This window comes from Mycoplasma sp. 3686h (genome assembly GCF_056781225.1).
In genome coordinates this window covers 468073-488556 of the sequence record NZ_CM165562.1, presented here as the reverse complement: position 1 = coordinate 488556, position 20484 = coordinate 468073, and the positions used below count along the sequence as shown (strand labels likewise).

The 20484-nt window shown below is 29.1% G+C and carries 19 protein-coding genes; 5 read left to right on the top strand and 14 right to left on the bottom strand.

Annotated features, from left to right (window positions below; genetic code table 4):
* Window positions 1–9: 9 nt before the first annotated feature.
* The 5 genes from AC1RP9_RS02210 to AC1RP9_RS02190 are packed head-to-tail and all read right to left on the bottom strand — an operon-like array spanning window position 10 to window position 3744.
* Window positions 10–1251 (bottom strand): Y-family DNA polymerase, encoded by a 1242-nt coding sequence (locus AC1RP9_RS02210; protein WP_481821745.1) that lies wholly within the window; start codon window positions 1249–1251, stop codon window positions 10–12.
* A gap of 3 nt (window positions 1252–1254) precedes the next feature.
* Window positions 1255–1668, bottom strand: a complete 414-nt coding sequence (locus AC1RP9_RS02205) for an iron-sulfur cluster assembly scaffold protein (RefSeq protein WP_481821743.1) — start codon at window positions 1666–1668, stop codon at window positions 1255–1257.
* The gene (locus tag AC1RP9_RS02200) at window positions 1658–2803 is read right to left on the bottom strand and encodes an aminotransferase class V-fold PLP-dependent enzyme (RefSeq protein WP_481821741.1); all 1146 of its coding nucleotides are present in this window, start codon (window positions 2801–2803) and stop codon (window positions 1658–1660) included. The genes AC1RP9_RS02205 and AC1RP9_RS02200 overlap by 11 nt, the downstream gene beginning before the upstream one ends.
* A gap of 13 nt (window positions 2804–2816) precedes the next feature.
* A complete protein-coding gene (locus tag AC1RP9_RS02195) occupies window positions 2817–3284 on the bottom strand; it encodes a hypothetical protein (RefSeq protein ID WP_481821739.1) in 468 nt (155 codons plus the stop codon).
* The gene (locus AC1RP9_RS02190; protein WP_481821737.1) at window positions 3271–3744 is read right to left on the bottom strand and encodes a transcription antitermination factor NusB; all 474 of its coding nucleotides are present in this window, start codon (window positions 3742–3744) and stop codon (window positions 3271–3273) included. Before AC1RP9_RS02190 ends, AC1RP9_RS02195 begins: the two co-directional genes overlap by 14 nt.
* Window positions 3745–4032: 288 nt before the next feature.
* Between AC1RP9_RS02190 and rpsD the strand changes: the two genes are divergently transcribed.
* Together rpsD and rpmE are read left to right on the top strand one after the other, a co-directional pair.
* Window positions 4033–4632, top strand: coding sequence for a 30S ribosomal protein S4 (gene rpsD, locus AC1RP9_RS02185; RefSeq protein WP_481821735.1), 600 nt, complete (start codon window positions 4033–4035; stop codon window positions 4630–4632).
* Between the two features lie 17 nt (window positions 4633–4649).
* The gene (gene rpmE / locus AC1RP9_RS02180) at window positions 4650–4859 is read left to right on the top strand and encodes a 50S ribosomal protein L31 (RefSeq protein ID WP_481821733.1); all 210 of its coding nucleotides are present in this window, start codon (window positions 4650–4652) and stop codon (window positions 4857–4859) included.
* Between the two features lie 70 nt (window positions 4860–4929).
* On the opposite strand, the gene der is transcribed toward rpmE, so the two are convergent.
* The 4 genes from der to AC1RP9_RS02160 all read right to left on the bottom strand — a co-directional run bounded on the left by der (window position 4930) and on the right by AC1RP9_RS02160 (window position 8423).
* On the bottom strand, window positions 4930–6237 hold the full coding sequence (der, locus tag AC1RP9_RS02175; RefSeq protein ID WP_481821731.1) for a ribosome biogenesis GTPase Der: 1308 nt from the start codon (window positions 6235–6237) through the stop codon (window positions 4930–4932).
* Window positions 6230–6904, bottom strand: a complete 675-nt coding sequence (cmk, locus tag AC1RP9_RS02170) for a (d)CMP kinase (protein ID WP_481821729.1) — start codon at window positions 6902–6904, stop codon at window positions 6230–6232. Before cmk ends, der begins: the two co-directional genes overlap by 8 nt.
* Window positions 6905–6918: 14 nt before the next feature.
* Entirely contained in the window at window positions 6919–7338 is a 420-nt protein-coding gene (locus AC1RP9_RS02165) for a hypothetical protein (RefSeq protein WP_481821727.1), read from the bottom strand.
* A gap of 80 nt (window positions 7339–7418) precedes the next feature.
* Window positions 7419–8423, bottom strand: coding sequence for a hypothetical protein (locus tag AC1RP9_RS02160; protein ID WP_481821725.1), 1005 nt, complete (start codon window positions 8421–8423; stop codon window positions 7419–7421).
* Between the two features lie 229 nt (window positions 8424–8652).
* Between AC1RP9_RS02160 and AC1RP9_RS02155 the strand changes: the two genes are divergently transcribed.
* On the top strand, window positions 8653–10545 hold the full coding sequence (locus AC1RP9_RS02155) for a ribonuclease J (RefSeq protein WP_481822737.1): 1893 nt from the start codon (window positions 8653–8655) through the stop codon (window positions 10543–10545).
* A 7-nt stretch (window positions 10546–10552) separates the two neighbouring features.
* On the opposite strand, the gene AC1RP9_RS02150 is transcribed toward AC1RP9_RS02155, so the two are convergent.
* Complete coding sequence (locus AC1RP9_RS02150) at window positions 10553–13297, bottom strand: hypothetical protein (RefSeq protein ID WP_481822736.1); 2745 nt, start codon at window positions 13295–13297, stop codon at window positions 10553–10555.
* 127 nt (window positions 13298–13424) lie between these two features.
* Here AC1RP9_RS02150 and AC1RP9_RS02145 point away from each other — a divergent pair, with 127 nt between their 5' ends.
* Window positions 13425–14264, top strand: coding sequence for a DegV family protein (locus AC1RP9_RS02145; protein ID WP_481822735.1), 840 nt, complete (start codon window positions 13425–13427; stop codon window positions 14262–14264).
* Between the two features lies 1 nt (window position 14265).
* Window positions 14266–14742 carry a PTS sugar transporter subunit IIA gene (locus AC1RP9_RS02140; protein WP_481822734.1) on the top strand — a complete coding sequence of 159 codons (477 nt, stop codon included), beginning with the start codon at window positions 14266–14268 and terminating at the stop codon, window positions 14740–14742.
* A gap of 46 nt (window positions 14743–14788) precedes the next feature.
* Here the strand turns inward: AC1RP9_RS02140 and AC1RP9_RS02135 are convergent, their stop codons facing one another.
* The 4 genes from AC1RP9_RS02135 to AC1RP9_RS02120 all read right to left on the bottom strand — a co-directional run bounded on the left by AC1RP9_RS02135 (window position 14789) and on the right by AC1RP9_RS02120 (window position 20475).
* A complete protein-coding gene (locus AC1RP9_RS02135; RefSeq protein ID WP_481822733.1) occupies window positions 14789–15550 on the bottom strand; it encodes a phosphoheptose isomerase family protein in 762 nt (253 codons plus the stop codon).
* A gap of 84 nt (window positions 15551–15634) precedes the next feature.
* Window positions 15635–18016: a phosphoketolase family protein gene (locus AC1RP9_RS02130; RefSeq protein WP_481822732.1), complete on the bottom strand. Its 2382-nt coding sequence runs from the start codon at window positions 18014–18016 to the stop codon at window positions 15635–15637.
* 164 nt (window positions 18017–18180) lie between these two features.
* Window positions 18181–18960, bottom strand: coding sequence for a Nif3-like dinuclear metal center hexameric protein (locus AC1RP9_RS02125; RefSeq protein WP_481822731.1), 780 nt, complete (start codon window positions 18958–18960; stop codon window positions 18181–18183).
* A 3-nt stretch (window positions 18961–18963) separates the two neighbouring features.
* Window positions 18964–20475, bottom strand: a complete 1512-nt coding sequence (locus AC1RP9_RS02120; RefSeq protein ID WP_481822730.1) for an RNA polymerase sigma factor — start codon at window positions 20473–20475, stop codon at window positions 18964–18966.
* Window positions 20476–20484 lie beyond the last annotated feature (9 nt).

Below are 20484 nucleotides of genomic sequence, written 5' to 3'. Positions count from 1 at the left end.
CTCTCCCACCTATCTTTTCTTAAAAGTAAAACCTTCTAGGTCAAATTTATTCGTTTTATTTTCTAAATTCTTTAAATCATTATACTGCTTTAAAGTATATAAGATTGGTTTATTTAATTTTCGATTTACTGAAGAAATTAAATGACTTAATTTGGTTAAATTTTGGTTATTTGACACCTCAAATAAGTTAAAGTTAATTTCTTGATTAAATTCATAAATTAAATTATTTAATCTAATTCCAATTCCAATGATTTTGCTCTCGCTAAAATTGCTTAGATATAATTGTTTAGCTTTAGTAAACATAATTTCAAAATCATTGGTATATTGAGTGATTTTCTCTTGTTTACTTACTCATTTTTTATTTTCATTACGAACTACTAGTACAATCACATTTCCAACTAACATTTGTCTTTTACATCTAAGTGAAACAAGTGAAACTACATTACGTAATTGGTTAAGAATTTCCTCATAATCAATGTTTTTATGGATAAACGTAATTTCATTACCAATGCCTTTGGGAAGCGAATTCTTTAATACGATTCTATCGTAGCGATTAGGATTTAAATTTTCAATTCATTGACGATAAATAATTCCAAAAATATTCTTCATTTGATAATCATTTATGTTTTTGCTTAATAAATCTTTAATTCGTTTAATTCCTAAACTTTTTAATTTTTCAGCAAAAGCTTTACCAATTCCGTAATATTTTCCAATATCTAGATTAAAAAAATTTTGTTCATAGTTTTGTGGTGTAGTTATCCCGATTCCAAACGGTTTAGAAATGTTTGTAGTCATTTTTGCAAAAAAGAGATTGTAAGATATTCCGATTGTAATTGGAATATCAAAAATCCTTAAAACTTCGTTTTGGATTTTTTGAGCCAGTTTATATGCTTGTTCAAAACTATAAACCTGATCGGTTAAGTCTAAATAACATTCATCAATTGAAGCAACATTAATTAAAGGTGAATAATTTTTGCTTAAATATTGAAAAATATTAGTTGAAATATTGGTAAAAATATCAAAATGCCCTTCAACAAAAATTGTTTGAGGTTCTATTTTTGAAATTTGATAATTGAGCATTCCGGCTTTAACCCCTTTTGACCGCAATTCATAACTAACTGAAGTTGCGACAAACCCAGGTCCAAATTTACCAACAGCAACGGGTTTACCTTTTAACTCAGGTCTAATTGAACGTAAAGCACTAACAAAATAAGAATCAAAATCAATGTGAAAAATAAAAGATTTTTTCATTGGCTATTTTAAGATATTTTCAGCACTTAAAAGTGCACAACTTGTGCGATTAAGGTGAGTTTTAACATTGTAAAAAACTCATAAATCTTGTAATAATTTAATTTGTTCTTTTGATAAGTTTTCTTGCATAATAAAGCTTTTGTAAGTTTGTAAAATTTGTTCAATTTGAGCTTTAGTTTTGTCTTTTAAGGTCGATAATAAAATATCAGTTGAAGCAATAAAAATAGCACACCCATGTCCATCAAAACTTGCTTGAGTTAAAATGTCATTTTCAAATTGAGTTTTTAAAATTAACTTATCTGCACATGTAGTACTAAAAAAAGTCTTTCCTTGAGCTGCAAATGAAGGGTTTTTATTGCTTGGATTAAGGTAATGTTTCATTATAATTTCTCGAGCTTGGTTAGGGTTAAAATCCATAAAAATCACCTCCATGTTTCAAATGATAAACTAATTTATCAATGTCTTTTTTAGTATTATAAATCCCTAAACTAATTCTTAAATACGAATAATTTGGTTTGATATTACGCAAATAATGTGCACAAAAAATACCGGCAATGGTGTAAATTCCTTTAGTTCCTAAGTATGTCGCTACATCTTGAGCATTGATATTATTAACATTAATTAAAGTAATATAATCACCTGGGTTTGTGTAAATTTGAACGTTTTTAAGTTTACTTAAGCGAGCATGTAAATAAATACTTAATTCATGCAAAATTTTTTGTGTTGTTTCATAACCAATATTATTAAAATAATCTAGTGATTTATCAAACATGAAAAACCCGGATAAATCAGGGGTGCCTGGTTCAAATTTTGCGATTGTATCTTTAATAGTTCAGGTTTGGTTTGGATTAATTTCACTAACTGATCCACCACCGAATTTTGTGGGTTTAAGTTGTTTAAGCAAATCATATTGAATTGCTAAAACCCCCATTCCAGTTGGACCGTAAAACTTATTACAACTAAATGCAATAACGTGTGAATTTTGTAGCGAACACTTTTGGTGTGCAATACTTTGAGCACAATCGTTAATCACATAAGCGCCCACTTGGTTAGCTTTTTGATAAATAAGTTCCATATCTTGCTCTTGCTTAAAATTATTAGTTTCTTGAGCAAAAGCAATAATTTTTGTCTTGTCAGTAATTGAATTAGCTAAATCTTGACTAATGTGAATTTTAGCTTGCTTTTTTTTAGCTAATTCAATTCACGGAATCATATTGGAAGAATGGTTATAAGCACTAAGTAAAATAACATCATCTTTACTAATAATTTGCTCAAGCATATTGGCAATATAATTTAAAGACTCAGTAGTTCCGCTGGTAAAAATAATTTCTCGTTCATGAGCATTGATTAATTGAGCCACTTTTTTTCTCACTGAATTAATAGTATTATTCACCAAATTTCCTAATGGTGTATCAGCTGTGCGAGATGAAATAGAGATATTTTGGTAATAATTAGTAAGTGCATCAATGGATATTTTTGGTTTTAATACTAAGGCCGCTGAATCAAAATAAGTAATTTTTTGAGCGGCCGGAAAGTCTTTTTTGTAATCCATGAATACAGATCTCCTATAAGATTTTTTGTAAAATTTCTCTAAGAATTAAATTGTAATTTTCAAACTGGGTAAATTGGTCTAAAAATTTGTAATAATGCACTCTTTTGAAATGATTTACTTTACATTTATCTTTTTTTAAATAGGGTTGCCTTTTTAAAAAGACAATTTTAATTTTCTTTTGATTGGTTTTGTAGGCAAGTTGATAAAAAAAGAAAATGTAAAAGTTTTTTATCATTTCTTGGTGTTGGTCTGAGACATAATCAGGAAATGATAAATTTACATTAAATTGCTCGATAAAATCGTCTAAATTATTCCATTTATGCCCATCAAATGTAATCCAATCTTCAGCTAAGGTTTTATTAATTAACCCCATTTGGGTAAATTTATTAACCGTAAAGTTAAGTCGATTTTTTCAAAAATAAAAATAAGCTCGTTGTTTGCGAATTTTTAAATAATTTTTGAACATTCTAAGAATTTTCATTGTTGATTCTAACTTCCATTTGAACTAAAAATTTGTAAAAGTTTTGCAAGATAGCATTCACAAATCTGTACTGTCTAATATCATGTTGGTTAATAATTTTACCCTTTTCATCTTTAATTGGGTTTGGTTCAAAAAACACCTTGGTAATTTCCACTGCTTCATTAAACACAATTTTAGGTTGTAAATAAAAACATTCGCTGGCACCGTTAATAATAATAGCCCTGGTTAATGGTGAAATTCGTTCTCACGTTCAACTTTCATTAATTAAACTCATTAAACTTTTTTTAATAAAAGTGTAATTTTGAGCAATTGATTTGATTTTTTTTAATTGAACTTGGTCTAAAAAATCATAATTCTCAAACACTTCAATAATATTAATTGGTTCATCAAAAAGTTCAAATTTATATAAAATCTGAATAATTTCAATACGACTTCTTCTTCTTGTTTTTACATTTTCCATTTAGGGCTCCTTCAAAGAAAAAATAGCTATTATTAAGAACTTATTTATATACTTTTAAATATTACCATTTTTGTCATTTTTTTATAGATAAAGTACAGATAAAAAAATGCTAATTTTTGAATTTTTTGGTAAAATAAAAAAGCATAAATTACAGCAGTTTATTATGATTAGTGATAATTTTGCTTTGTTTTAAATTTGATAGTAAGTACGCTGCAAAACTGAACTCATTAAAGCACAATTAGCTAATTAGAAATAAACTTTCTCTTTTATGCAGAAAAGAGGAAAAACATGTCAAGATATACAGGACCTGTATTTAAAATTTCTCGTCGTTTAGGATACTCAATTCTTGAAACAGGAAAAGAGTTTGCTAAGGGAAGAAAAAGAACTTATGCTCCTGGACAACACGGGAACAAAAGAACCAAACTTTCAGATTATGGACTTCACCTTTATGAAAAACAAAAAGTAAAACACACTTTTGGAATTAGCGAAAAACAACTTCGTAAGGCATATCAAAAAGCCATGAAATTAAAAGGAGTTACTGGTACTAACTTACTTCAACTCCTTGAATCAAGACTTGATAATGTGGTATATCGTGCGGGATTTGCTTCAACCCGTAGACAAGCACGTCAACTAGTTAACCACGGACACTTTACTTTAAACGGTAAAAAAGCTGATATTCCTTCAATGCTTGTCCACGTAGGTGATGTAGTTAAAATGAAAGATAAATTAACTAAAAATGAACAAGTACTTGCTTCAATTGAAGCAAAAGCTGCATCAGCATGATTGAGTAGAAAAGAATTTAGCGTAACATTTGATCGTTTACCAGAAAGAACAGAAATGCACTCAGAAATTAAAGATGCTTTAATTGTTGAGTTCTATTCTAAATAATAAGGAGAATATAACACATGAAAAAAGATATTCACCCACAATACCATTCAGTTGATGTTACTTGTTCAACTTGCCAAAAAACCTTTAAATTTGGTTCAGTAAGAAAACAATTTAGTGTTGACGTTTGTTCAGGATGCCACCCTGTTTACACAGGAAACCGTTCACAAGCTAAAGCAACAGGTAGAATTGATAAATTTAACAAACGTCTTGAGAAAAAGGCTAAATAAATTTATTACCACAATTTTAGCTTTAATTTAGTTATTTAAAAATGATAAGAAGTTAAATTCTTATCATTTTTTATTCTAGTCCGTTTTTGTTTTTAAAAATTAATTTTAATGGACACCCTTTAAAATTAAAGTTTTGTCTTAATTGATTTTCTAAAAAGCGTTGGTATGAAAAATGGAGATATTTTTTATTATTGACAAAAAATGTAAAGGTAGGTATTTTAGCAAGTCCTTTCCGAACATAATAAACGTTTAATCTTCCACCATTATAAGGTTGAGCTTTTTGGATCATTTGAGTTTCAAGGATTAAATTGGACAAAAGTGATGGTTTAATATCTCGCTGGAGGTTTTCTCTAACTTCAGTAAGAGTTTGAATCAGTTTATTAATCCGCTGATTGTATTTAGCTGAAATAAAAACAAACGGAACCCAAGGAACAAAATGAAATTTATTACGTAAAGTTTTTTCATATTGAGCCATTGTATTGGTTTCTTTTTCAATTAAATCCCATTTATTGATTACAATAATAATGGGTTTTTCGTTTTCAAGAGCATATCCAATAATTCGTGCGTCAAAGTGTGAAACTTCTTTTTGAGTAGCATCAAGGACAATTAAGGATAAATCAGCTTCAGCAAGCGAGCTCATTGCTCTCATTAATGCATAATGATCCACACTTTCAATTAATTTACTTTTTTTAGTTATTCCAGCTGTGTCAATAATATTGTATTTTTGATTATTAATTTGAACAATTGATTTAACACTATCACGAGTAGTACCAGCTATTTCTGAAACAATTGAACGGTTTTCGTTACATAAATTATTTAATAGTGAACTTTTCCCAGCATTAGGTTTACCGATAATAGCTAAATTAAATAAATCTTCAGTTTTTACATCAGTAAAATCAAGCAATTCAACCGCTTTGTCCATGACGTCCCCAAGACCTTCACCATGCAATGCTGAAACTGGAAAAATATCATCAACTCCAAGTTTATATCAACTGTAATCAAAATCTTGGTTACTTTCTAATTTATTAGCAACAGCCATAATTGGTTTGTCGCTTTTACGTAAAATATTCATAATAAAGAGATCGTCATTAGTAATTTGACTAGTTCCATCAAAGAGAAATAAAATCACATCAGCTTCTTGAATAGCTATTTTAGCTTGAATTTGAATTTGGTCTTGGAATGGACGATTTTCAATTTCAATTCCACCTGTATCAATAATTTTAATTTCTTTTCCTGTTCAGTTAATTTTTTCGTACAAGCGATCTCTAGTAACACCAGGTTGGTCGTGTACAATAGATACCTTTTTTCCAATTAAACGGTTAAAAAGGGTGCTTTTACCAACGTTTGGTTTTCCAATAATAGCAATAGTATTACGCATATTTGACCTTTATTGTTTGATGAACTAATTCAATAATTTTTTGAATCACTTCTTCTATTTCCATTTCTGTACAATCAATTAAAACTGAATCCTCAGTTTTATGAAGTGGGTCAATTTCTCGATTCATGTCTTGGGCATCTCGTTGTTTAATATCATAAAGCACTTCCTCATAACTCGATTCATAACCCATTTCATGATTTTGTAAATAGCGACGTTGAGCTCGTTCTTTAGGGTCGGCCCAGAGAAATATTTTCAATTCAGCATGAGGCATTATTTTAAAGGTTGTATCACGCCCGTCAATAATAAATCCCTTTTCTTTTTTAGTCATTTCTTGTATGAATTCGACAACAAAATCTCGAACCTGTTGAATTTTTGCAACAATTGGAGTGGCTAATGAAATGTTTTCACTCCGAATAATTTTTGTGATATTTTGATTATTTAGAATCACATTTTCATCAGGTTCAAGTTGAATCATTCCTCTTTTCAAGGTTGCTAAAACTTCATCTTTATTTTTAAGATTAGCTCCTTGTTGTAAAGCGTTATAAGCAATGGCTCGATAAACACTTCCGCTATTGATAAATGTGTATTTTAGTCTCTGAGCAACTTCTTTAGACACAGTGGACTTGCCAGCTCCCGCTGGGCCATCAATTGCAATATTTACCTTCATAAAACCCCCTGGATTTAAATTTGAAATTTGTTAATTACGATGATATTTTCTAATTGTTCATCATTTTGACTTTTCTTAGAATCTGAATCATTATTTAAATAATTTTTTAAAATATCATTAAATTCATTCGTATTAAAGTCAACTTTATCCAATCAAAACACTTCTTGCTCTTGAAGTTTAATTTTAACTTGATCAAGATTGCTTTGAATTAAGTTTCTTTGTTCTAAAATCAATGAATCATTCAATTTAAGTGATACAGGGGTTTGAAAATTATTGTCAATATTATTTTGAGAATTTTTAAGTTTAAGTTTTTTATGCAACCACTTAAAATCTATTTCTAAATTGGTATTATCATTTAAAGCTAATGTTTTGAGTAAATTAAACTCAATATCGTCTTGGTCTAAAAATTGTGGATTTAGTGGGTGCTTTTTCATATCTAACAATTATATAGCAAAGATGTAAAATATAAATTTAATTAACAAAAATTGAACTTAAAAGTTCAATTTTGTAATCATTATTTAATGTAAATTTTAAGATCTTGTGAAGAACCATCTTTTTTCTGAATGTGTAGAGTAATTACACCTTTTGACATATCATAATCAGCTACGATATATTTATTTTCAGCACTTTTAGAATCAACTGTTCCTTTTCTATTAACAAGTTGAATGGTTTCGAAAAAGTCTTTTTTAAGATTGAAAATGTGATTTTGGGATTTATTTGAAAATCTTGAAAATCCAAATCCATACTCAATTATTTGATCATTTGAATCTTTAACATCAAACGATTTGTAGTGTTGTACTGATACAATTGGTAATCTTGAATTTGATGAACCTTGAGGTGTAGCATTATCGTTTAAGAATTGATTGGTCTGCTCTAGTGATTGGTCTGTAGAAACTTTAAATTCATTAGTTTCTTTAACACTTTCATAAATTGAATCTACATTAACTAATACTGTGTGATTTGCTTCTTTTTGTAATCCTTCAAGATGCTTGAACGAAACAAGACTTGCACGAGTTTTATCTTTATTATATGTAGCATAAACAGCAACTACTGCTTTTCCGCTATCAGCAAGATCATTTACATATTTAAGTGTGTTTTTATTTGCTAATGTTGTTTTAAAGCCTTTATTACTTAATAAATCAAAACTTACAGTAACGTTTTCTCTGTTGATTAATTCATACCCACTTAATTGGTATTTTAATGCTACATCACTTTTTTGAAGTTGTGATGCATTTTTAGTAAATTGAACTTCATTGTTTGAAAAGAAAACTTGAACAGTTTGCAAGAATTTTGAAAGTTCTTGTTGTACCTTAAGAACTGTTTCTTGTTGTGTGCTTGTATTTTCATTAGCAACTGGAGTGGTTGTTTGTCCAGTTCCTGGTGCACTAGGTGTTGTTGGTGGATTTTGTGGTGCTTCTTGCGCTTGGAAATTTTTGGTTGCTAAATATGAAGCTGAAGCAGTAAATGGAATTGCTAAAGCAACTAAAAAACTTGAAAATTTAATTAAAGATTTTTTCATTTTACTTCCCTTGGTTTTTGAATGATTTTGAATGAATGATATTACTTGGAATTATAACAAAATAGAACTAATAACCACAAAATACTTAAACATTTTTTAAAAATATGAAATTTTTATAAGTTAATTTTCATATACTCGTTTATAATTAAAAAGTTATTAGACCTTTTAAGGTTTAATTAAATTCACATTCAAATCCATAATGTACAATATATAAAAACTTAGGAGTTTTATGAACCCAACAAGAATTATTCCTCTTGGTGGTGTTGAAGAGATCGGAAAATCAACGTTACTAATTGAACAAGAGGATAATATTTTTATAATTGATGCAGGAATTAAGTTCGCAGACACATATAATACCGGTGTAAAAGGAATTATTCCTGATTATTCATATTTAAAGTTACCAAATAAAAAGATTCAAGCTTTATTCATCACTCACGGACATGAAGATCACATCGGCGGTGTGATTTATTTAGTACAACAGACTAGTTTAAACAAGATTTTTGCTCCTCGCATTGCAATTCAGTATCTGAAATTAAAATTTGATGAACACAAAATTCAAAAACCTGTTGAATTTATTGAAATTCAAAAGGGAGATGTTCATAAATTTGAAGGTCATGTTAGCGTTGATTTTTGGACTGCTCAACACTCAATTCCAGATGCATTTGGAGTTCGAATCACCACTCCACATGGTTCATTAATGTGTACTGGAGATTTTCGTTTTGATTACACTCCAATTGGTAATTTAACTGATTTTGCACGTTTAAAGCAAATAGGTGATGAACAATTAACCGCACTACTTAGCGATTCAACAAATGCAATGAGACCTAATCACTCTCCAAGTGAGAGCGATATTTTAATTGATATTGAAAATCATATTAAACAAGCTAAGAAAAAAGTTATTGTCACTACTTTTGCTTCCAATTTAACTAGGGTAAAAGTAATTATTGAACTAGCCGCTAAATTAAAAAAGAGAGTAATTACCTTTGGTCGTTCAATGATTCAAGGTGTTAAAATTGGTCGCAAATTAGGATATATTAATGTTCCTAATGATGTTTTTGTTGATAAAAAACAACTTTCAAATGTTAAAGATTCGGACTTGTTAATTTTAACCACTGGTTCACAAGGAGAGCAACTTGCAGCTCTTTCAAGAATGAGCTATGGAAAACATGCTTCAGTTAAAATTACTAAAGGTGATTTAATTTTATTTTCTTCAAGTCCAATCCCAGGAAACCGTATGGTTATTGAGCTTTTAATTAATCGTTTATATAAGCTGGGTGCAATCATTAAAGAAAATGGAAGTGATGGTTATTTACATACATCAGGACACGCTTATAAATGAGAGCATGATAAAATTTTTCAACTCACTAAACCAAAATACTTTTTACCATATCATGGTGAATACCGTATGAGTATTGTTCATGGACAAACCGCCATTGATAATGGTGTTAAACCAGAAAATGTGATCGTAATTGAAAAAGGAACAATCTACGAAATGTATAATCAAACCATTTCAAAAACCAATAAAAAAGTTAATTATGGACCTTTATATATTGATGGTAATTCAATTTTAAGCGTAACTGGAAAAATGTTAAGCGAAAGACAACAACTTAAGGATAGCGGTTTTTTAAACATTACCTTTTTAATCGATAGAAAGAAAAATAACATTGTTTCTCGTCCACAAATCATAACTCGGGGAAGTTTTTTTGTTAAAAATTCTAAAGAACTAGTTGAAGAAGCAAAACGAATTGCACATGGTGCTATTTTATATATCATTAAAAATAACCCTAAATGAACTACTCAAGAACTTGATCAAATTGTTATTGAACGTTTATCTGGATTATTTTATAAAGAAAAACGGAGAAATCCAATTATTATTCCAACTATTCTTTATCTTGGTGAAAAGAGCGATGCTCGATTAAGTAAGCTTAAAATAAAATTCCTTTCTAACAAAGAAAAACGTAATTTAATCAATCCAAATCATGAATTAGAAACTAATAACCAAGAGCTAACTAAAAGCAAAAAAGAACAAGTTAAAATTAATAAGCAAATTAATCAGATTAAAAAGATGCTTTTTGAAACTATCGATGAGCAATTAGATATTGATGAAGAAGATGAAAAATAAGCTAAATTTATTCAGAAATTGCACACACAAACACTAAATTAGAACTAACTGTTCCACCATGAAATCTTGCTCCTTCATGTTTTAAGTTTCTATCAGTATCTTTTGGTAATGTTGAAATACTCTTACCTATTCTAATTTCGAGTCTTACGTGATTTTTAACGGTTAAAGTTCCATTTAAATAAGAAATTTCAAAATAAGTACCTGATGTTTTGACATCTGCTTTATAGTATTCGTAATGCTCCTCTTTAAAACTTCCTGTAGTAGCAGTATCTCACGTCTCAATATACAAGCTTGAAAATACCATATTATCAATACCAGATAGTTCATTAGGTATTGATACCGATGGATATTGTGTAGTCACAACCCTACTTTCCATTCTTTTTAAGGCTTTATTATAATAAAATATTCTAATTGTTTTACCTGGTTTAATTTGATATGTATCGACTTGATCATGAGTAAGAATGAGCGGAATAGCTCCATGTTTAGCAAGCGGATCAATTTTGTTAAATTTAATTGTTTTTGCATAATCATCATGTACTTTGGTATTGATGACTGTTTTGCTTTTTGATAAGTTTAATCCTTCTGTAAATTGTTGTTTGAGTCTATCGATTGTATCGTTTAATTGATCAATTTGCTCTTTTTGATTATCGATTTGAAGTTGTAAATTCTCTTCTTGTAATTTTTTGTTATCTTGTTGTAATTTAATTTTTGAAAGTATATTGTCATAATCATTGATACTTTTATCTTTAGTTGCGATTATTTTATCTTTTTGACCTAGTTCATCAATTTTTTGAGCAATAACTTGTCTATGCAATTGAACCATTTCATCTAACATACTTGAATAATGTGCAAGGTATTCTTTTGATAAATTAGTCATTTGAGTGAAATCTTGTGAGTTTCTTGGTGAAAAAACTTTATTGATTAATAAACGTAATTTATTAACATTTATTCGGTTTTTAACCGCTTCTTCAATAATGCTGTTTGCAGTTATTTTTAATAAACTGTATCTTCTTTCGAATTCATTAATTGTGGATGAAAGTTCAGCTAGAGATTTCTTTTTCTCACTTTTCACATTAGCCAAAAATGTCCGTGTTTCTTGTAATTCTTTTGTGGTTTTTGTTAATTCTTTCTCTTTTTCTGAAAGACTTTGGTTAGCTTTTTGTAATTGAGCATTAACTACAGAAAGTTGGTCACTTTTTGAGCTTAATAAATTTTTTATTTCAATGAGCTCTTTATTACTTTTATCAAGTTGCTCCTTGGTGGTTTTATAATCTTTTTTAAGTTTATTTAAGATATTATCTTTATATTCCTGGATTACTTGATCAGCCGTTTTAAGTGCACTTTCAACAAATGGTTCGTATCGAGTGATAAATGAATCGCTCGAATATTCTTCTCTTAAAGCTTCTAAATTAACAATTTGTTGATTTAAACGTTGTGATAACTGATCTCTTTGAGTTGCATCTGAAGCTTTAATTGCAGCATCAATATTTTTAAGTGAAATGATAATATTGTTTAATGAATTTCTGAATGATGTTGTAAGACTTTCTTTTAGCTTTTTTAAATTAGCTAATGCTGCAGTTTTATCCCTATTTGCTTGGTTGAGTTCATCATTTAATTGCTCTTTTTCTTGCTTAATTTGTTCTAATTCAGCATTTTTCTCACCAATTGTTTTAAGACTTTGTTCATAAAAGTCTAGATAAATATTAATTGCTAAACTACTGTAATTAGTTGTTAATTGAGTTCAGTACTTAATTTTGGACGAATAAATATCTGTGTCTAAAATTAATAAATCTGAATAATCATTTTCACTAACTGCTTTTTGAAGCGATTTACGTGTTATTTCGATTTGTTCTTGTAAAAATGTTTGGTAATTACCTAAAGATTTAGATAATTTGTCTAAATTATCTTTAAATTCATCATCAACCTTTTGAGAACTTAATTTGAGTGATTTTTCTAGCAATAAATCAACATAATTCTTTAAAACGGTGATGTTTTCATTTAAATTCAAGGTTGTTTGAATGCTTTTAGCAACAGTTTGTTGAAGTTTTTCTGATGTAGAACTCATTTTTAAATTTAATTCATTAATTTCATTTTTACTTTGATTAATTTGTGAATTGAGATTATCAATTAATTCTAAATTGTAATCATGATATCTTTTTTGGTATTCGTTTAAGAAATGAGCATTATCCTTGAATTTGTCAGTGTTGGAAAGTTCTAGTTTATTTATATTAGCGATCAATTCTTCTAATTGCTTGATTTTTGTGGTTAAAAATTTATTTTTAAAATCATTTGAATTTGCTAAATCTAATTTTTTTAATTTATCTAAGAGTACTTCAACACTGACTAATAAAGATTTTTTAAGTTTATTTAAATGAGTTTTTAAATATTGCTGATAATCTTTATTTTTCAGTAATTGAGTTGATGTTTCTTCAGTGGTGCTAATTAATTTGCTTAATAAACCATTTGTTTCACCGCTTGATGAATCATTAGCTGCATTGACTATTTTTAGTATACTTTCAAGGGAAGAAACTTCATTTTTAAGTTTGTTATTCTCTTCTTGTAATACCGAAATTTCAGTTTTAAGAGTTTTTATTTGAGCATTGAGCGAAACAATTTCTCCTTCTTTGGTTTTTAATTGTGAATTTTTGTGTTTCAAAATCCCAAGGGCAGTTCCTAAAATACTTCCTCCAAAGACCGAAACTCCTCCAGTGATAAATAGTACTCTTTTTAAAATTGTTTTATTAATTAACATAATCCTCCTTACAATCAAGGAATAAGAATTATGTAAAATTTAATCAAAATAAAAATTTTTGTGCATTTTTCTTTCTAATAATACTTTTAAAGCTATTATTTAAACTCTTTTAAAGTATAATAATGCTATGAAAAAATTAGGTATTATAATTGATTCATTTGCTTGTATTACCCAAGCTAAAGCAAAAGAATTAGGTTATCATCTATTACCGCTACAAGTAGAAATAAATGGTCAAATGATTAATGAAGAGACAATTAACAATATCAATTTGCTCGAGCAAATTGAACAATCGCAATCTTGCAAAACATCATTACCTAAGTTATCTTTAATACAAGATACATTGAATTATTGTACACAAAATTATGATGATACTATTTTTATCGGAGTAAGTGAGCATTTATCTTCAACTCCTAAATATATTGCTTCACTTTCACAAGAGCATAATAATATTCATATCATTAAAAACAATTTAGTTGGTTCACAAATTAGAAGAGTAATTGAAATTGCTAAGGAAATTTATCAAAAAACTCAAAATATTAATCAGGTTAAAAAGAGTATTCAAAGCTTTGTAAATAAGTGTTCAACCTACATTTTACCAGCTAATCTAGAGCATTTAATTAAAGGTGGTCGTTTACAAGGAATTAAAAAATTATTACTTACTACAATGAAAATGGTTCCACTTTTAAAATATGATTCTCAAGGAACTGTTTCAGTTGCTGCTCTCAAACGTACTCAAAAAGGTGCAATTGAAAAATTAATCGAAAAAGTTACTGAAAGTGCCAAAAATTTAAAAAACCCTTCGTACCAAATCATTTGAGGACTTGACAAAGATATTAATACAAAATTTGACCAAGCTACTAAATATTTACCAATTTTAAATAAAGAAATTACTCCAGCAGCAATCGGTATTCACACAGGTCCAGGAGCAATTTGTTTAACATCAATGCCAAGCAAAGAGGAGATTTAACATGGAATTATTAGTTAAAAATTTAATTTCAGAAGATAGTATTTTTCTTGATATAGTTGCACAAGATCATGATCAAGCTCTTTATAAAGTATCTGAATTGCTTGAAAAAAATAAATATGTGGAAAATGCTCAAAAGTTTTTTGATGCTCTTTTATATCGTGAAAATTTAATGACGACTGCATTAAACGGCGGAATTGCTGTTCCTCATGGAGTCTCATCAACAGTTCTTAAACCGTTTATTTCGATTGCTCGAATTAAAGAAGGTGTTGATTGGCATGCCAGTGATAAACAAGATGTAAAATTATTATTAATTTTAGGTACTCCTAAACAAGATAGTGATTGTCAACTTGATGTATTACAAATGATTAGTTTATGGTCTTTAGATGATGAACTAGTTAAATTGCTTTACACTGAAAACAATCCTCAAGTTATAAAGCAAATGATTTATCAAAAATACACCAGCATTGAAACTCAATAAAAATACGACAAGAAAATTTCTTGTCGTATTTTTGTGGATATTTATTTTAATTACGATATGAACTTTTGGTTAAATAATTAAAATTATCTGAATCTTCACGTAATTCTCTTAATACATTATTGAAAAAATTAAGTGATTTTTCACGAGCTTCACTAGTAAAAACCCTTAGTCCATCTTGTCGTTCATTGGTAATTATTTCGACAAAAATAGTGATTTTATTAACTATATTTTTGGGTAGTCATGAACTTATAAGCACAATTTTAGCACAACTATTTTGCATAATATTAATCATCCAATCGTGTTGAAGCGAAATGCTGTTAACAATAATCAAATCTTGAGGAGTGAGAATTTTGCTTAATCCAACTTGTTCATATTTACCAGTGACATAAATAGCATTTTTATTCATACGTAATAATTGAATATGAAAATCCATATTCATTCATGTTGCTCCTGAAACTCCAATTAACAAAATTTTATTGCTTGAGTTAATTAATTGAGCAACATCATGTGCTAGGTTGTTTTTTTCTTTTTTGGTTTTAACTTTTCTATTTTCAATCAAAGAATTGTGAATATATAAAATTTCTTTAACATTAATTAAACCGATTTTACGAGCAAAAAAAGTAAATGCGCTTGGTGAAACTCCGATTTCAATACAAAATTTGTAGGCTTTTTCGATATAAATTCCTTGTTTATTACGAATCAACAACTCTGAAGCAATATATTTATTAATATCATTATATGTATTCTTAATATTAATTAATTTTGAAATGTATTCAGCTTCTTTTGCACTATGCACTGGAGTTCTCATTTCTTTATTATAGCAAAACAATAATATAAAAGTAAGGTTTATAGAACTAGATACATTCCTAGTTGTAAACCTTACTTAAGCATATTATTTTTTATTTAACCCTTCTCATTTTCAGTTTCTTACCTCTGGTATATCAATTCCATGTTCTTGGATGTATTTTTTATGCTCAGCAATTCTGTTTTTCATACGGTTAACAAAGTTAATTGATTGTGATTTAAGAGCAGCTTTGGCAGCAGTAATTGACATGTGGAAACGATCCATTTCCGACATTAAACGGATGTCAAAAGATGTGGTGATATCACCATTTTCCCTGTATCCATGTGGATATAAGTTTTTATTATCTCTAAGGAAGAAAATATCTCTTAATAAACCTTCAAATCCATGGAATGCAAACACAATTGGTTTATCCTTAGTAAAGACTGAATTAAATTCAGCATCTGAAATCCCTCTAGGATCTACATCTGGATGTCTTAATCTAAGTAAATCAAGAACATAGACAAATCTAATTTTTAGGTTTGGGAATGAATTATGAAGATATGAAATTGACGCAAGAGCCTCAAGATTAGGTTCAGTCCCTGAAGCAACAAACACTAGATCAGGCTCTTCGTTTCGTTTAGTGGTTGAAGCTCATTCGATTACTTTATATCCATTTTTAACCATTTGTTCAACTTCAGCAACTGAATATCATTGTTCTCTTGGTTGTTTTGAAGCTACAATTAAATTAATTACATCTCTTTCTTTAAATGCTTTTTCTAAAACAGCCAAAAGTGAGTTTGAATCAGCAGGAAGATATTCACGAATTAATTCTGGTTTTTTATCTGCTAAATGTCCTAAAATACCTGGATCTTGGTGAGTGTATCCATTGTGGTCTTGCTGGAAAGCTGTTGAGGTTGCAATGATATTAAGAGATGGATAATCGTTTCTTCAACTTACTTTTTTGGTTTTAGCAACTCATTTCATGTGTTGAGTAAGCATTGAATCAACTACCCTTAGGAATGATTCATAACTAGCAAAAAATCCATGTCTTCCGGTTAGAACATATCCTTCAAGCATTCCTTCAGCTTGATGTTCTGAAAGCTGTGAATCAATAATTCTTCCCGCAGGAGAAAGTGATTCATCAAGATCGTGGTAAATTTTTTCCATTCATTGTCGATTAGTTACTTTCAAAACATCAAATAAACGATTTGATTTAGTTTCATCAGGTCCAAAGACTCTAAAGTTTTTAGGATTTTGACGAATAATTTCAGCAAGATACGAACTTGCAGTTACCATATCTTGAGCTTTCATTTCACCTCTTTTGCTATTAAGAGCGAATTTAGTTCAATCAGGAAGCACTAATGGTTGTGGATTTACACCCCCATTAGTAATCGGATGCATTGCCATTCTTTTAAGACCTTTAGGTGCAATTTGAGCAAATTCTTGTTTAAATGAACCGTCTGAGTTAAATAATTCGTGTGGTTTATATGAAAGTAATCATTTTTTTAATTCAGGTATTTTTTTTGGATTCTCAGCACTCACACCAAGAGGAACTTGGTGTGCTCTAAAGCTTCCTTCAATAGTTAAATTATCAATTTTATTTGGTGCTGTCCATCCTTTTGGAGTACGCACAACTAAAGCAGGTCAAATTGGACGGGTTGCACTTTCGGCAGTTCCTTTCCGTGCTTTAGCTTGAATTTTTAAAATTTTTGTAATAGCTTTATCAAATTTTGAAGCCATGAGTGAGTGAATTTTCTCTTCATCACCTACGTTTGCTTCAACAAAAATAGCTTCTCATCCAAATCCAGCAAGAAGTTGCGAAATTTCTCTATCGCTTTTTCTGGCTAAAATTGTAGGGTTTGAAATTTTTGCACCGTTAAGGTGTAAAATTGGTAATACCGCTCCATCGTTAACTGGGTTAATAAAACTTGAAGCATACCATCCGGCCATTAATGGCCCAGTTTCGGCTTCTCCATCACCAATTACTGTTGCTGCAATAATATTAGGATTATCTAAAATTGCACCAACTGCATGACTAATTGAATACCCTAACTCTCCTCCTTCATGAATTGAGCCTGGTGTTTCAGGTGCTGCGTGTGAAGCAGTTCCACCTGGAAAGCTAAAATGTTTGAATAATTTTTGCATTCCGCTTAAATCTTGTGTAATTTCAGGGAATAATTCAGTATATGAACCATCAAGATATGAGTTTGAAATCATAACTTGCCCACCGTGTCCTGGACCTTCAATGTAGAACATATCCAAGTCATATTTGTTAATTACACGATTTAAGTGTGCATAAATTAAGTTTTGTCCTGGAATGGTACCCCAGTGACCAATTGGATATAGTTTAATATCTTCTGGTTTTAGCTCTTCAATTAAGAGCGGATTATTTTTTAAGTACATTTGACCGAGACTTAAGTAATTAGCAGCTCTTCATCAAGCATGAATTTTATTTAAGTAGCTCTTTTTGTTGTAACTTCTTTTGCTCATAAGACCTTTCTTTTTAATGTTTTTTCAATAAGTATAATATTAAAATATATGAAAATTATACCAAAAAGAAAATTAAGAAAACTCTTATTATAAACAAAAACAGGAAATTTTCAAAGATTTTTTTTCTTAATAAAAAAATAACAATTTTTTGAACAATTGTTATCTTAGTTGAGATTGTAAAAAGGAGTTTTAAGATTAACTATCAAAACTTTGATTTTTGGAAATTTTTGAGAAATAATTTCATGCATATGTCAAGCAAAAACTTGTTCATCTAAATGAGGAATATCGAGAACTTTAGCTTGAATTTGGTCAAAATTAACCCAATCACTTCACTTAAAATCACTACTAATAATTAAATCATAATTACGATAATGAAATTGGTTAATATCTCCCACATAACCACTTCCACTTAAAAATGCAATTCTTTTCAGTGATTGATTGAAATTATTTTTACTAAAATTAGTCCGAAAATCGTGGAGATTTAATTTTTCTTTGATTTTAGATATTAATTGATTAAAAGTTAAATTCACACTAACACAAGCACTATATTTTGGTGAACCATATTCAAAATGATTTTCAAGTCCTAAATATTTAACAATTTGATATGAGGTTCCAAATAAATCAGCATCATAATTCGTATGCATTGAATACACGAAAATTTTATGTTGTTTTATTCGATTTAAAAGCTCTTGTTTGTAGGGTGATTTTGCTCATTCTATTTGTCTGTTTGTTTCGAACAAAAACGGATGATGAGTGATAATTAAATTACACTCTTGCTCAATAGCTCTTTGTAAAACTTCTTTGGTTAAATCAATTGCTAATACAACTCCAGTTAGTTTTGTGGCTTGATTGAATTTAATCGAAAATCCTGAGGGGTCTCAAATTTCTTTATTCTCATTAGGATATTTAGAATTTAAATAATCAATAAATTGTTTAATTTTCATTAGCTAGTTTTTAAGAAAGTCTTTAAGGTTTTTCCCGTGCTTGGAATTAGATTTAATTTTACGTAAAATCTTGTTTTCGATTTGACGGATCCGTTCTTTTGAAACTCCATTACGTTCACGTGCTAATTCTTCGAGCGAGTGAATTCGGTAGCTTTCACCTTTATCGTTTTTACCAACTCCAAATCGTTTGCAAATTAATTCTTTTTCATCTAGTTCTAAAGTATCATCAATAATTTGTTGAAGCACTTCAGCTAGTTCTTCTTGTGCTACATAATCAACCGGATTAATTACATTTTCATCCTTAACAAAGTCACTAAAGCTTGAATCATTTTCTTTTCCTACTTGTTTATCGAGTGAAATTGGATCAATATTAATTTTACGAATGTAACGAACTTTATCTGGAGTATATCCTTGACCAAATCTTTCAGCAATTTGTTCATCACTTGGTTCGGTCCCTAATTCTTGTTGCAATTCGCGTTCAATTTTAGATATTTTATTAATTGTTTCAACCATGTGTACTGGAATCCGAATGGTACGAGCTTGGTCGGCAACAGCACGTGTAATTGCTTGGCGAATTCATCAAGTGGCATAAGTTGAGAATTTAAATCCTTTATGTACATTGTATTTTTGCACAGCTTTTAAAATACCAGCATTACCTTCTGAAATAAGGTCAATAAACGAAAGTCCCCTATTTTTGTACTTTTTCGCATTATTAATCACTAATCGTAAGTTACTTTGAATCAGTTTATCCCGAGCTTTTTTACCTCTAAAACCACCCTTTTCAATCAAAGTAGCTAAACGTTTTTCTTCTTCTACACTTAATAATTCACCATATTTCCCAATTCAACGCATGTACCATTTAACAATGTCATTAGTTTCGGTAAGTTTATTTTGTAATGATTTACGTTTTTTTGTTAAATCATCTTCATTAAAATCAATTTCAGCTTCAAAATCACTTAGACTTAAGTTGCTTAAATCAATTTCATCATCTTCACCCATTTCGCTATCAAAATCATCGTCAATCTCACTCTCGATTTCTTCATCTTCTTCTTCATCATCAATATTTTCATCGCTTGAACTAAAATCTTCATCCAAGTTTTCTAAATCCAAAAATTCTTCATCATCTATAACATCGTCAAAATCTTCATCTTCATCTAATAAAGTATCGTCAAAATCGAGTTTTTCGTCTATATCATGGGTTTTTTGTGCACTTGAATCGGTTTTTTGATTTTTAGATTTAGGTGCTTTTTTGGTACTTTTCTTTGGAGTTTTATCAGTTTCAATTTGAAACTTAATATCTTTTAATGAAGCAAAATCTTCATCCCCAAAATCCACTTCATCTTTGATGTATTGTTTTTGTCTTAGTAAGTCAAATAATTCGTCTGAACTTTCTTCGTCAATAATAATATTTTTTTTCAATAAAAAATCAAAAACTTCTTCTTGATTGAAATGTTTTTTCTTTTTAGCTTTTAATTCTTTATCTAAAATGTCTAATACTAACTTATATTTTTCCATAATACTCCA